11 protein-coding genes are annotated in these 13,463 nt (G+C 48.2%); 4 read left to right on the top strand and 7 right to left on the bottom strand.

From position 1 onward, the window contains the following. Positions 1–2: 2 nt before the first annotated feature. The 3 genes from B2739_RS15665 to B2739_RS15655 form a co-directional block, all read right to left on the bottom strand. Positions 3–665 carry a glutaredoxin domain-containing protein gene (locus B2739_RS15665; protein WP_331346789.1) on the bottom strand — a complete coding sequence of 221 codons (663 nt, stop codon included), beginning with the start codon at positions 663–665 and terminating at the stop codon, positions 3–5. A 160-nt stretch (positions 666–825) separates the two neighbouring features. Continuing rightward, positions 826–3,726 carry a DUF2339 domain-containing protein gene (locus tag B2739_RS15660; RefSeq protein ID WP_331346788.1) on the bottom strand — a complete coding sequence of 967 codons (2,901 nt, stop codon included), beginning with the start codon at positions 3,724–3,726 and terminating at the stop codon, positions 826–828. 15 nt (positions 3,727–3,741) lie between these two features. Further along, positions 3,742–4,371: a DUF4230 domain-containing protein gene (locus B2739_RS15655; RefSeq protein ID WP_331346787.1), complete on the bottom strand. Its 630-nt coding sequence runs from the start codon at positions 4,369–4,371 to the stop codon at positions 3,742–3,744. A 136-nt stretch (positions 4,372–4,507) separates the two neighbouring features. Between B2739_RS15655 and pabB the strand changes: the two genes are divergently transcribed. Genes pabB through B2739_RS15640 form a run of 3 tightly spaced genes read left to right on the top strand, consistent with a single transcriptional unit; the run spans position 4,508 to position 8,823 of the window. Continuing rightward, positions 4,508–5,941 (top strand): aminodeoxychorismate synthase component I, encoded by a 1,434-nt coding sequence (gene pabB / locus B2739_RS15650; protein ID WP_331346786.1) that lies wholly within the window; start codon positions 4,508–4,510, stop codon positions 5,939–5,941. A 39-nt stretch (positions 5,942–5,980) separates the two neighbouring features. Further along, positions 5,981–6,733: a dienelactone hydrolase family protein gene (locus B2739_RS15645; RefSeq protein WP_331346785.1), complete on the top strand. Its 753-nt coding sequence runs from the start codon at positions 5,981–5,983 to the stop codon at positions 6,731–6,733. A 35-nt stretch (positions 6,734–6,768) separates the two neighbouring features. Then, a complete protein-coding gene (locus B2739_RS15640) occupies positions 6,769–8,823 on the top strand; it encodes a M13 family metallopeptidase (RefSeq protein ID WP_331346784.1) in 2,055 nt (684 codons plus the stop codon). 62 nt (positions 8,824–8,885) lie between these two features. On the opposite strand, the gene nagP is transcribed toward B2739_RS15640, so the two are convergent. Beyond that, positions 8,886–10,217, bottom strand: coding sequence for an N-acetylglucosamine MFS transporter NagP (gene nagP, locus B2739_RS15635; protein ID WP_331346783.1), 1,332 nt, complete (start codon positions 10,215–10,217; stop codon positions 8,886–8,888). A 195-nt stretch (positions 10,218–10,412) separates the two neighbouring features. After that, complete coding sequence (gene thrH, locus B2739_RS15630) at positions 10,413–11,030, bottom strand: bifunctional phosphoserine phosphatase/homoserine phosphotransferase ThrH (protein WP_331346782.1); 618 nt, start codon at positions 11,028–11,030, stop codon at positions 10,413–10,415. Positions 11,031–11,203: 173 nt separating this feature from the next. Here thrH and B2739_RS15625 point away from each other — a divergent pair, with 173 nt between their 5' ends. Continuing rightward, a complete protein-coding gene (locus tag B2739_RS15625) occupies positions 11,204–11,929 on the top strand; it encodes a phosphoadenylyl-sulfate reductase (RefSeq protein WP_331346781.1) in 726 nt (241 codons plus the stop codon). A 21-nt stretch (positions 11,930–11,950) separates the two neighbouring features. Here the strand turns inward: B2739_RS15625 and B2739_RS15620 are convergent, their stop codons facing one another. Both B2739_RS15620 and B2739_RS15615 read right to left on the bottom strand, forming a co-directional pair. Continuing rightward, positions 11,951–12,535, bottom strand: coding sequence for a hypothetical protein (locus B2739_RS15620; RefSeq protein ID WP_331346780.1), 585 nt, complete (start codon positions 12,533–12,535; stop codon positions 11,951–11,953). A 149-nt stretch (positions 12,536–12,684) separates the two neighbouring features. Beyond that, positions 12,685–13,461 carry a ferredoxin--NADP reductase gene (locus B2739_RS15615; protein WP_331346779.1) on the bottom strand — a complete coding sequence of 259 codons (777 nt, stop codon included), beginning with the start codon at positions 13,459–13,461 and terminating at the stop codon, positions 12,685–12,687. Between the last annotated feature and the right edge of the window lie 2 nt (positions 13,462–13,463).

Below are 13,463 nucleotides of genomic sequence, written 5' to 3'. Positions count from 1 at the left end.
GATCAATTTGAATTCTTTACCAGTGACATAACCGCATTGTAATCAGATCCATTCTGAACTCTGGTATAACCCACCCAGGTGGCCGGATAACCGTTAATACCCATGGTTTGGAGCAACTGGTTTTTATCGCCTTGTTTTTCTACATCTACATCCTGAAAGCTAACTTGATTTGCCCTGAATTCTTTACGCAGCGCGGCGCAGTAACCGCACCAATCGGTTCCATACAACACAATGCGGGGCGAACCATCCGTATTGAAATGCGATTTGAAGTAGCGTTTTTCCGCTGGCGTGAGATAAGCCTCGCCAAATGTTTTTCCTAACAAACTCGCTATAGCGGGAACATAAGAACCTGTTGCAGTTTGATTGCCTGCAGCGACCAAGGGAAATGCATTGCCTGCCCGGAACCCCTGCCATAATTTATAATCTGGCTCATCGCGCTGATCGGGGCTGATCACTTTTTCAGTGAAAGGCACATTGCGGTTACGCAATTCTTTTACCACGCTATTACACGCATCGCCGCAACCGCTAAAGGTAAAAACCCATACCGCCGGGTTTCCGTTGCCATCTACCGCTACACCACTGTTGCCATTTAAAAATGGTAACTGTCCGTCATTCCAATACCAGTAGGCTGCAAACAAAACACCGATCACGATTAACTTTTTCATACGAATCCTTTTATTCCCCTGTTGTAGTGTTAAAGCACGATTCCTGAATTTCAGCTCTCAATTTCCGATTCCAGCTTTAGATCCTAAAACCTATGGATCCCCGCTTGCGGGGATGACGTTCTGGTGAACATATACTATTTAACTGACTGACATCACCCTGTTAGGGTGCGGCTTCTTCTTTATCGTTTTGCGGTTTTGCTTTTGCCGGTATTGGCGATAGATAACCAATCAAAATCATCAAACCACTGACCACAATAAACGACACAATACGCGCAAGTGTTCCTGTGCCTGATGCATCTTTGGTAAACAGTTTTAAGACAACGATTGCTAATAAACCTGCACCCACCATCCACAGTTTGCGCTCTTGCAAACGGCGGGAAAGATTCATCACTACCAACGCACATACCGCCCACAGAATTGATAGCGACATTTGCACCACAACGGAGTTCCACATCACCACCGCTGAATACTCAATACCCGCGTATTGGTGCACGGCGCGCAGTAATACAATGTTGATCCACGCAAAACCCAACACACCCAATGCGCCGTAGCGAACCTCTGGCGTGAGATTATTTAACCCGATAAAGCCGCGCTTCATGGCATAGACGAACAATACCAATACGGCTGCTTGTGCTAAATCCAGCGGGTTCAAAATGGGCAAATAGAATTGTGTAGTTGCGCCTGAGTAATGGCTGGCGATCACAAACCAGCAGAGCAAACCAAACAGTAATGGTGCAGGAATCAGATTTTTATAATCCGCTGCGTGCTGGGTAAATGGCCAAATCGTTTTGCCTGATTCGCTGGCTTTGTGCGTAAAGAACATCAGCCCAAGTAACGGCGCTACCAAACACACAAACCATAATACGGCAGCGCTGGTGCCATACCAGTTCATTTTGCTTTGCCAGTAACTGGCCTCCCAGCCGATTAAGCTGAAAATAAACCACGCGGTTAATACGTGGTACACACTCAAAATACCGCAGGCAGCACGGCCGGTTTGTTGCCATAAATAGCGATATTGCACGGCAAAGAAAATTGCGAGTGCCAACAAGCCCCAGCGTTGCGATGGATATACGTCGTAACCGATAAATAATCCTTCGCCAAAATTATTCATCGATAACACCATGCCCAGCGGCAACAACCAAAAGCCGATGCGCGCCAATTCAGGCCACTGAACTTTTTTACTCAACGCTAACAATGCTGCAACCGATGCGGCAAACATTAATATCAACGCGGGAAATTGATGCTCACCTGCAATGTGCGTATTAATTTCACGGCTTGCGGCCAATAACCACCAGAGCCAACCGATAATCATCGCCACATTGGCCACGATTTTTTCAACCGGTTTTGCGTTTTCTGCAAAACGGCTGAGCAGATACGCAATGCACAGTGACGATGCAGCCAGAATTAACAGGCTAATAAAATCACCATCAATCAACGCGCGAGTGCCGGTATCCAACCCGTGAATCATTAACGAACAAGCCGCTGCTATGTGCAGCAAATAACCCGCGCAGCGCGGCAGCAATCGCTGCTGGCGCAAGCCAACCCAGATCAAGCCGGTTGCTTCCAATGCCCATGTGGCCGATGTCCATTGCGCATCCATCGCTAATGGAATGGTCAAGGTAGCAAAGGCAACGCCTAATGCGATAAACGATTCAATCAATACGCGATGCGTGTGTTGGTATTTGGCCCAGAGCACACGCGCCAATGCGATATAAATAATCGCCAGCACCAACGCACTGATCGCTAAACCGTATTCGGTGTGCTTCAACAATTCCGTTTGCAAACCGAAGCCGACAATCGGCAAACCAAAAAGCAGACTGCCATCGACCAGCCCTTTTAGATTCGGCGGCTGTTTAAGCGAGAATAAAATCGACACCGTTAAATAGAGCGCGAAGAAAGCGAGCAAGAATGGTTGAGTGCTCCCGTACAAATGCGGCTCATATTTGAGCACACCCCAAATGGAGGTAATCACAAAGGTAAATACAAACCCGACCCAATTCAGCAGCCGCCAGGTTTTGAACCAGGCGATGGCGAGAATGCCAATATTGAGCAGCAGATAAAAACTGAATAACCCGACGTGATTGCCTGAACCATCGGATGTGAGAATCGGTGCAAGGAATCCACCGGCCGTCGCCATAAGTGCAAGCACCTGCGCGTTTTGTAAAATCGCAAGCAGCGCACCCAAGATCACAATAATAAACATAAGCGCAAACGCGCCGCCGGTGGGCATTAGCGAATACATTTTTGCCGCTGCAAATACGGTGAGATAAAGCGCCGCTATACCACCACCTTGCAATACCAAACCATAACCCCCTGCCCGCTCGCGGGTTTTCCAGCCCAGTACGATCAGCGTAAGTGCAATCGCGGCAACGGCTGCCATGCGCAATTCAATCGGTAACAAACCCTGGTTGGACGCGTACTTCACTAAAAAGCTCAAACCGAAAAACATCACGACCATACCGATGCGGACAATGGGATTGCCCTCGGTAAAAAAACGTTTGATAAACGCAATGCCTTTTTCAAATACATCGGGCTCTGCAGGTTTAGCGGGAATTGCAGGAGCTGGTTTGGGCGCGACGGGTTTTGCAATCTGCTCGGGATGTGATTCTGCGCCGGGTTGCGCAGTCGCCAGCGCAAGGTTTTCCAATTCGGCATCACTGATTGGTAACTCAACCGATGCAGTTTCTGGTGGCAATTCAATCCCGTGTGCTTTTAATCGCTCTGCCAATGGCACGCGTTGTTCAGCAACGGATGTTGCAGGCACAGATGCGGTTTGAACCTGTGTGGTGGTTGGTGGCGGTGCGCTTGCCGCTTGTGTAGTTGATGGTTGTGTAGTTGATGGTCGCACCGGTGATGGCTGCCCAGCTGCGGCGCGCGCGGCAGATAACGGATCGGCTTTGAGCGTATTCACATCGCGCTCAAGGCGTTTGATGTGGTAGCCCATCAAGATGACTTTGGTGATTAAGAACCCCAAGCCCGCACCAATTAACCAACCATTATCGTAAAAAATGGCCTCACCCAGCGCCATGCCGACCAGCGTAAAAATAACGAGCAGTGCCATAAGCGTTCCTTGTTTTTATTTTGCGTTTTCGTCGGTGATGACGTGTATAGTTTTTAGCGGCTCCAAAACTTTCTCATGCTCCAATTGCCAACCTACCGAGGCGCAGAGTTGTTGCATCATTAATTGCAGCTGCTTGTGTGCGATCTGCGGCAGATCACTTTCCATCGCTTTTTCTTGCATAAGTTTTTTTGCTTCGGCCAGAATTTCAGTGAAGTCTTCGTTATCAAATTTATTCAGCACACCCTGGTTGATGTCATAAAACTTGTAATCGGTATCGATGGAAAGGATTTCCGGCGCGGCGAACTGCTCAATCACCAAAGTGCGCGAATTGTGGTCGCGGCGGAATTTCATTTTGGCGAAATCATAACCGACGGCAACTTTGGCTTTGGCAACCACGAGCGCTTTGCTATTGGTTTTGAAAATGCCAAAAAAGTCGCGCTTGGTGTTGTGGTCATAAATTTCAGTGAAGTAACCTTCCGCCAACACGACTTTAAATACTTTTTCGATCCGCTCCAGCAGCACGTGCGATTCTGCGCTGACATCTTGCACGGGGCGTTTGAACTTTTTGTTGTAGTACCAACTGAAGGCTTGCCAGGCAACAACACCACCAATCAGCATTGCGAAGATAAATAAAAGAACATCCATTGGGCGATTCCTTAAGCTGTTAAAACAACATTAGAGCAATGCAGCTTAAACGGGCTTGGCACCAAAGTCTATTTGCCGAAGGCTGGCAATCATGGGGTAGAATGCAAGCCCCGTAACGGCGCTGACCACAGATTCCATGCCCAGATTCCTTGCTGAAAAGCTCCGCATTATTCCGCTTGTTTATCAACCTGAACCGGCTTTCTGGTTTGCTGCTGTGCGCCATTTGCCCTACGCAGTGTGGTTAGATTCGGGCCGCCCTGTGAGCCACTACGGCCGCTTCGATATTATCTGCGCTGCGCCACAACAGATGCTGCTCACCCAAGGCGGGCAAACCCGTATTAGCGACCATACCGGCAACAGCCGCGATTCACAGGATGACCCGTTTTATCTAGTGCGCGATTTACTCGGTGATCACGAAAACCAAACTCATCCGACCCTGCCATTTATAGGCGGCGCTGTGGGTTATTTCGGTTACGACCTTGGTCGCCGTATTGAAGTGTTGCCTTCGCTGGCTGCCGATGACATCGCCCTGCCCGACATGCATATCGGCCTTTACCCTTGGGCGATTATTCAGGATCACCAATACCAAACAGCCGTTTTGGTTATCAATGAAGCGCTCAGCGGTAGCCTGCAAAGTGCTTATAACTTTTTGGAAATCGAGCAGCTGTGCTTGAATGCATCGCAAAAACCGATGTTTCACGACTTAAAGCAATTCATTAAAAACGATAATATTTCTTTTGAAATCAATGGCTTTGAAAGCAATCTTAAAGTAGAGAAATACCGTGAGGCACTGACCCGCATTCAGGAATACATCCGCGCGGGCGATTGCTACCAAGTGAATTTTGCCCAGCGGTTTAGCGCTGACTATAGCGGGGACCCGTTCGTTGCCTACCTCGCCTTGCGCGAGGTGCTGCCCTCACCTTTTTCGGGATTTATGCAGTTGGAGACCGGCGCGGTGCTGAGTTTATCGCCCGAGCGGTTTATTCAGGTACGCGGCACACAGGTGGAAACAAAACCGATCAAAGGCACTATCAAACGCGGCACCACCGACGCAGAAGACATCGCCAATGCCCAATGGCTGCAAAACAGCCAGAAGAACCGCGCCGAAAATGTGATGATCGTTGACCTGCTGCGCAATGATTTAAGCAAACACTGCACGGACGTGCGTGTGCCCGCGCTGTGTGAACTGCAAACCTTTGCCAATGTCCATCACTTGGTCAGCACAGTGACCGGCCAGTTAAACGAAGGCGCAACGGCAATTGATGTACTGCGCGATGCCTTCCCCGGTGGCAGCATTACCGGCGCACCGAAAATCCGCGCCATGGAAATCATTGAAGAATTGGAGCCCTCACGCCGCTCACTCTATTGCGGCAGCCTGGGCTATATCAGTGCCGATGGCCAAATGGACACCAGCATTGCAATACGCACACTGGTCTGCGATGGCAACAAGATCCATTGCTGGGGCGGCGGCGGTATAGTCGCCGACTCTGAAACCGATCAGGAATACCGCGAATCCATCGCCAAAGTACAGGTATTAATGCAAACACTGGAACAGCAATTTAAACACTAATCATCAAAAACAAATCACAACATCTCCGAGGAGCACCTGATGTTAATTCAGAACCATCAAGCCGATTTGAATACTCCCACCGGCGTAATGCGCTGTTATGTATATCACCCGAAAGACACCGCCGAAACCGCCGGTAAAAAATTCCCCGCCATTATTCTTTACTCCGAAATTTTCCAGCAGACCTCACCCATTCGCCGCAGCGCACAAATTATGGCGGGGCATGGTTTTATTGTGATTGTTCCGGAAGTGTTCCATGAATTAAATCCTATCGGTACGGTATTGGGTTACGACGATGCGGGCCGCGATAAAGGCAACGCGGATAAAGTCGCAAAATATTTGGAAGCACACGATACCGATACCCAAGCGATGATCGATTACGTCCAAACGCTGCCCTATTACTCGGGGAAAATCGGCGCGATGGGGTTTTGTCTGGGCGGTGGTTTGGCTTACCGTGCAGCAATCCACCCGGCTATTTCGGCAACCAGTTGTTTTTATGCAACTGACATCCATTCAGGTTTGACGCCATCACAACCGGGTAATGAAAGTTTGACTCGCACCGGTGAAATCAAAGGCGAGCTGCAAATGATCTGGGGCAAACAAGACCCGCACATTTCGCCCGAGGGCCGCGCAAAAGTGTATGCAAATCTGGTTGCCCATAACGTGAATTTCACCTGGCATGAAGTGAACGGTGTACACGCGTTTATGCGCGATGAAGGCGACCGCTACGATGCCGAGTTGCAATTGTGGGGATACCAAACTGCACTGGGCATGTTCAAGCGCGCGCTCTACTGATTTAACGTTCATCACAACCATTCAAGGAAATCGCAATGAAAAAAATGACCGCAATCGCGCTGGGTATTTCATTAGCGCTCGGCGTTAGTTCGTGTAGCAACAATTCCCCTTCAAGTGAAACATCGCAAAACGGTAGCGCATTAGGTTCAGGAATTGACTTGAGCAGTATGGATACCAGTGTTGCACCGCAGCAGGATTTTTTCCGCTATGTAAACGGAAAATGGTTGGACAACACCCAAATTCCCGCTGATAAAGCGCGCTGGGGCAGCTTTGATGCGCTCGCTGAAAATGCAGAAAATGATGTGCGCGCGATGATCCAATCACTCGCAGCGACTGAACAGCCTGCGGGTTCAGACGAACAAAAAATTGCCGATCTGTATAAATCGTTTATGGATGAGGCATTAATCGAACAATTGGGCTTATCACCACTGAAACCTTATTTGGCGCGAATCGACCAACTCAAAAATCACGCGGATCTGGCGTTACTGTGGGGAGAGTGGCAGCCTTACGGTACCGGTACGCCGATTGAGCTGTATATCGATCAGGATGATAAAAACTCCGAGCAATATATTACCGGTGCGTATCAATCCGGCCTGGGCCTACCTGACCGTGAATACTATTTAAAAACCGATGCCCAATCCGTTGAGTTGCTGGGCAAATACCAGAAGTACATTGCACAATTATTCACACTCGCGGGTGAAAAAAACCCAACACAAGCAGCGGCGAATGTTGTTGCACTTGAGAAAAAAATTGCCACCATTCACTGGACGCGCGTGCAAAACCGTGACCGCACCGCCACCTACAACAAAATGACGCTGGCAGAGCTGAACAAAGCGGCACCGGGTTTGAATTGGAACCGTTTTTTTGATGCAGCGAACCTGGGCAGTATTGATGCAGTGGTCATTAACCAACCCACTTATGTGGAAGCATTTGCCCAGCTGCAGGGGAAAATCCCGTTAGCGCACTGGCAGCAATATTTAACCTTTCATGTGTTGAATAATGATGCCGGAAATCTAAACAAAGCATTCGTCGATGCCAACTTTGATTTTTATGGCAAAACATTGAGTGGTATTCAAGAGCAGCGCCCACGTGAAAAACGCGCCGCTAAATTAGCCGATACGCAGTTGGGCTTTTTAGTTGGCAAGAAATACGTTGAGCAACAATTCAAACCAGAAGCCAAAGCGCGCATGGATTTGATGATTGAAAACTTGCGTAAAGCTTACTCACAATCAATTGAAGAACTCACCTGGATGAGCCCGGAAACCAAACGCCAGGCCCAAACAAAACTCGCCAAATTCAACACCAAAATTGGTTATCCGGAAAAATGGCGCGACTACGATTGCGTCAACATTAACGCCAAAGAATTGGTCGCCAATTTACGCCGCAATGCAATCTGTGAGCAAGAGCGCGCCATCGCCCGCTTGGGCAAACCGGTAGACCGCACCGAGTGGGTAATGACACCGCAAACGGTCAATGCCTATTACAACCCGAGCATGAATGAGATCGTCTTTCCTGCAGCGATTTTGCAACCGCCGTTTTTTAATGTTGCCGCGGATGATGCCGTTAACTATGGCGCAATCGGTGCGGTGATCGGCCATGAATTCACCCACGGGTTTGACGACCAAGGGCGACACTCAGATGGCGACGGCAATTTGCGCGATTGGTGGACAGAAGAAGACGCGGCGCAATTTAAATCGCGCGCGCAATTAATGGTTGATCAATACAGTGCGTACAACCCGATTGATGATTTGCATTTGCAGGGCGCGCTCGGTTTAGGTGAAAACATTGCAGACCTTGGTGGCGTTACTCTCGCCCATCGCGCTTACAAAAATTCACTGGACGGAAACCCCGGTAAAACGATTGATGGATTTACCGCTGAGCAACGCTTCTTTATGGGCTGGGCACAAGTATGGCGAATCAAATACCGCGATGAAGCCTTACGCCGCCAAGTGATTAACGGACCACACTCACCGGGCGAGTATCGCGTACTGGGGCCACTGTCGAACATGACAGAGTTTTATGAGGTCTATGGTGTTAAACCGGGCGATGGAATGTACCGCGATGAAAATGTGCGTGTGAAAATTTGGTAAGTCACTAAATACAATCCGCTCGCGTTTGAATACAACGCGAGCGGATTTTTTTCACCGCAGGATTATTTTTTCCAGCGTTTTATTTTGTGGCCTTTTGCGGCATAGAACAAAATAAATAAATAGGCAGGCAACGCAATAATATACGCCGACTGACGCCCTACCTCTTCATGCGAAGCCAGTGTATTTAATAGCACCGGCAAAATTCCGCCACCGGCAATTGCCATCACCAACAGTGCTGAACCGGTACCGGTTAAACGGCCCAACCCACTTAATGCCATTGGCCATACTGCAGGCCAGACAATCGCATTCGCCAAACCCATCATGGCAATAAATACCAATGTATTGGGCAGTGCAGGCAAACCAAACGGAACCAATAACACATCAGCCAGCGCAGTGGATTGATTGTCGCCAAACACAATTGCAAGGCTGAGCAAGCAACCTAAAACAGCAGATACCAATAACGCGTTGGCCTGGCTGATAAAACGCGGAATCAGTGAAATCCCCAAGCCATAACCTATCAGCATAAATGTCATAGTGAATGATGTAAGCGATGTGTAATTTTCGTAACCGATACTGCGACCATAGGAACCAATGGTATCGGCCGCAATGACTTCAACACCTACGTAAAAAATCAGTGCGAACACGCCCAACACTAAATTGGGGTGCGCCAGTGATTCCTTAAAATGAAACCCTGAATCACGCACTTCACCAGTATCTTCAGACTCAAGATTCAATTCAGGCAATGACGATAACTTCACAATGAGCGCTACAGCCAAAATACACAGTGCCATACCCAGATAAGGCAGGATCAAGCTGCCAGCCATCGCTTTTCTTTCTTCTTCTGTTGGTGTTGAACCAACGTGGCTCATACCCGACAAAATCAATGCGGTGAACATCATGGGCGCAACAATGCCTGCACTTTTGTTCAACATTCCCATCACGCTGATGCGCACCGCGGCTGATTCTTCCGGGCCAATTTTTACCACATAAGGATTCACCGCTGTTTGCAGTAACGTAAGGCTGGCACCCATTAAAAATTGCGCCAATAAAAATAGCTCGAAGCTGTGCGCCATTGCTGCAGGAATAAATGTCAGCGCAGCAAGTGCCATTCCCACCAACCCGAGCGCCATACTATTTTTATAGCCAACACGCGCAATAAGCGAAACAGAGGGAATGGCCACCAACGTGGAGGAAACATAAAACGCAAATAAAATCAGCGATGCGTGAACCGGGGTCAGGGTCAGCACTTCTTCCAGATACGGCATTAATGAGCCATTAAGCCAAGTGACAAAACCCAAAATAAAGAACAGCCCTGCAACGAGAGCCAAAGGAATAAATTTTCCACCGGGTGATGTGGTCACTACAACAGGTGTAGTTTGAGTTGATGCATCCATTATTGATTACCTCTTATTCACTCCATAAAAGTAGGAGTTATCGTTATTGAAAAAACGGTTAGAGGTTCTCTGAGATATTTATTATTGCCTTGAAGGCTTTTTTATTGACTACTGTAGTGGTGTTAAACGCGGTACATTTTCAAAATACGCGCTCGACTTATATCGAGTATCGAGCGCGTTTCACATTACACAGAATTACAGACTTAATTCACGGTTACTTGCTTTGATGAATTCTTTCTTCAAGTCTTCGTAAGTGTGTACGGCAGGGAATTGCGGGAATTGATCGATCACGTTTTGTGGTGCATGGAACAAAATACCTTGATCCGCCTCGCCCAACATAGTGGTGTCGTTATACGAATCACCAGCAGCGATCACACGATAGTAAAGGGTTTTCAGAGCCAATACTGATTGGCGCTTTGGATCTTTCTGGCGCAAGGTGTAACCAGCCACCATGCCGCGCTCATCGATATTCAAACGATGGCACATGAGTGTAGGGAAACCCAATTGACGCATCAGTGGTTGTGAGAATTCGTAGAAAGTGTCTGACAAAATGATTACCTGAAAACGCTCACGCAGCCAATCCACAAATTCAACGGCACCATCCAGCGGCTTGAGGGTAGCGATTACATCCTGAATTTCTTTCAGTCCCAACTTGTGTTCTTCCAGAATGCGGATGCGTTGCTTCATCAATACATCGTAATCCGGAATGTCACGGGTGGTGGCTTTCAGTTCTTCGATACCGGTCACTTTGGCGAATTCGATCCAAATTTCAGGGACTAATACACCTTCAAGGTCCAGACATGCAATTTCCACAACAACCTCCAAAACGGTTAATAAACAGGCGATTTCGCCCTAAAAAGAGTCGCGGCAATCTACCTGTTTTGATTCGGTAAAGCAAACCTCGGAAGGCCTGTTGCTTGGGCTGGATTGCTGGCTCTGGTATCCTGACGGCCATACCAAACACCGTAATACCGTGAGTAGCCTTTATGACTGATAACCAGATAAACCTTATCGACCTGGATGCCAAATTCCAGCAAGAAAGTCCGCAGAAAATCATTAAGTACGCCCTGAGCCAATTCGACAATATCGCCATCTCATTCAGCGGCGCTGAAGATGTTGCACTGATTGAAATGGCGCGCAACTATCGCCCTGATGTGCCGGTGTTTTGTCTGGACACCGGCCGCTTGCACGCTGAGACTTACCGTTTTATCGAAAAAGTCCGCAAGCATTACGGCATTAAAATTGATGTCATTTCACCGGATGGCGAAGCAGTACGTCAGTTAGTTCAGGAAAAAGGCCTTTTCAGCTTTTATGAAGACGACCACAAAGAATGTTGTGGCATCCGCAAGATCGAACCCTTGCGCAAAAAATTACTGACGCTGGATGCGTGGATCACCGGCCAACGCAAAGACCAAAGCCCTACCCGCGCTGAAATCCCGGTAATTCAGGACGATAAATTATTTGCTCGCCCGGGCGAAAAACTCACCAAGTTTAATCCGCTGTCGAACTGGTCATCCAAAGAAGTGTGGGATTACATCCGCATGTGCGAAGTGCCATACAACGAATTGCACGAGCGCGGCTTCATTTCAATCGGCTGTGAGCCTTGTACTCGCCCGGTTGCGCCGGGGCAGCATGAGCGCGAAGGCCGCTGGTGGTGGGAAGAAGCCACTAAAAAAGAGTGCGGCCTGCATGCGGGGAATGTAGAGCAGTAATGCTCATCAAAGGGGATGCACTCAGTGTGCATCCCATTCTACTAAATGCAGGGGTTTTAAATAGGTTTCTGTGGTTGGAATATTACGAATCCGTTTGAATCCGGCATACAGTTTTTGGTGGAATCCGCACAGATACGCGACCGTCGCATTCAATACCACAATAAAGTTTTCCAACTCTGTGAGTTGGCATGGTACAAGTTCAAGATTCTCTGTTTCCTTGCGCTGCAAGCGCATAACACTTCCCTCTTTCGCCTCCAGCTCCGGCACCCAATAAGAGCGGATCCATTCGTTGCGCTGGTGTTCACAGCTATGACAACGCTCTACCAAGGCAATCAATGTTTGGTTCAGCGCGCCCAACTCCTGCACGCAGTGCCGTGAACGGATAAGCTCATCCATTACCGATATTTTCTGGGTGAAAGGAATACTCTCCAGCAGCAATACATTCAGCGAGGAAGATTCATCCTGACTACAGGTGATTAATCCATCTACACCTTTCTCCAGAGCTCTGAAAGAGACGACGATTTGCCCCAATGCTTCATATAGCCGGGTTTTATTCGCGTTATGGATATTGCTGTTGCCAGTAAAAGTACCGCGTATCATGTACATCTATGCCTCAGGTCGATATTGGCCAACCCTTATCACGCTTTCACGCTAGGTCAGTCTTATTTACCTTGGCATTAAACACACACGACAAATTAGATGGAATGACAGCATATTACACGGGCAAGATCCCTGTGCCCGACAATGGCAAAAACCTACTTTTCCACAAACGCCCGTTCGATAACGTAATCCCCGGCAATCCCAATACGCGGAGAGACAATCAGCCCTGCCTTATCCAATAATGCACAGGTGTCATCAAGCATTGCCGGGCTACCACATAACATAGCGCGGTCATGGGCCGGGTTAAACGGTGGCAAGCCAATATCAGCAAACAATTTTCCATTTTCAAGAAGATCGGTCAGTCGCCCTTGATTGATAAATGGCTCGCGGGTAACGGTGGGGTAATAAATCAATTTCTGCTTTGCCTCCTCACCCAAAAATTCGTTTTCTAATAATTCACGGGTAATAAAATCGCGGTAGGCCAAATCATTTACGTGCCGCACACCATGAACCAGAATAATTTTTTCAAATTTTTCGTAAGTCTCAGGGTCCTGAATCAAGCTGATAAAGGGCGCAAGGCCGGTGCCTGTTGATAAAAAATAGAGGTGTTTGCCGGGTTTTAAATCGGATAACAATAACGTTCCGGTCGGTTTCTTGCCCACCAAAATATCATCCCCCACTTGAATATTTTGCAGGCGCGAGGTGAGCGGCCCGTTCGGCACTTTAATACTGAAAAATTCCAGATGCTCCGCGTAATTCGGACTTGCAATACTGTAGGCGCGCAATAAAGGTTTGCCATCAACCTCTAAACCGATCATGACAAATTGGCCATTTTCAAAGCGAAATGAATCATCGCGCGTGGTGGTAAAACTAAACAAGCTTTCGTTCCAGTGCGTTACCGATAACACTTTTTGTGTGTTTACTGCACTCATAA

Source organism: Cellvibrio sp. UBA7661 (genome assembly GCA_002483365.1).
Taxonomy (GTDB): domain Bacteria; phylum Pseudomonadota; class Gammaproteobacteria; order Pseudomonadales; family Cellvibrionaceae; genus Cellvibrio.
This window is presented reverse-complemented; position numbering and strand designations above follow the sequence as displayed.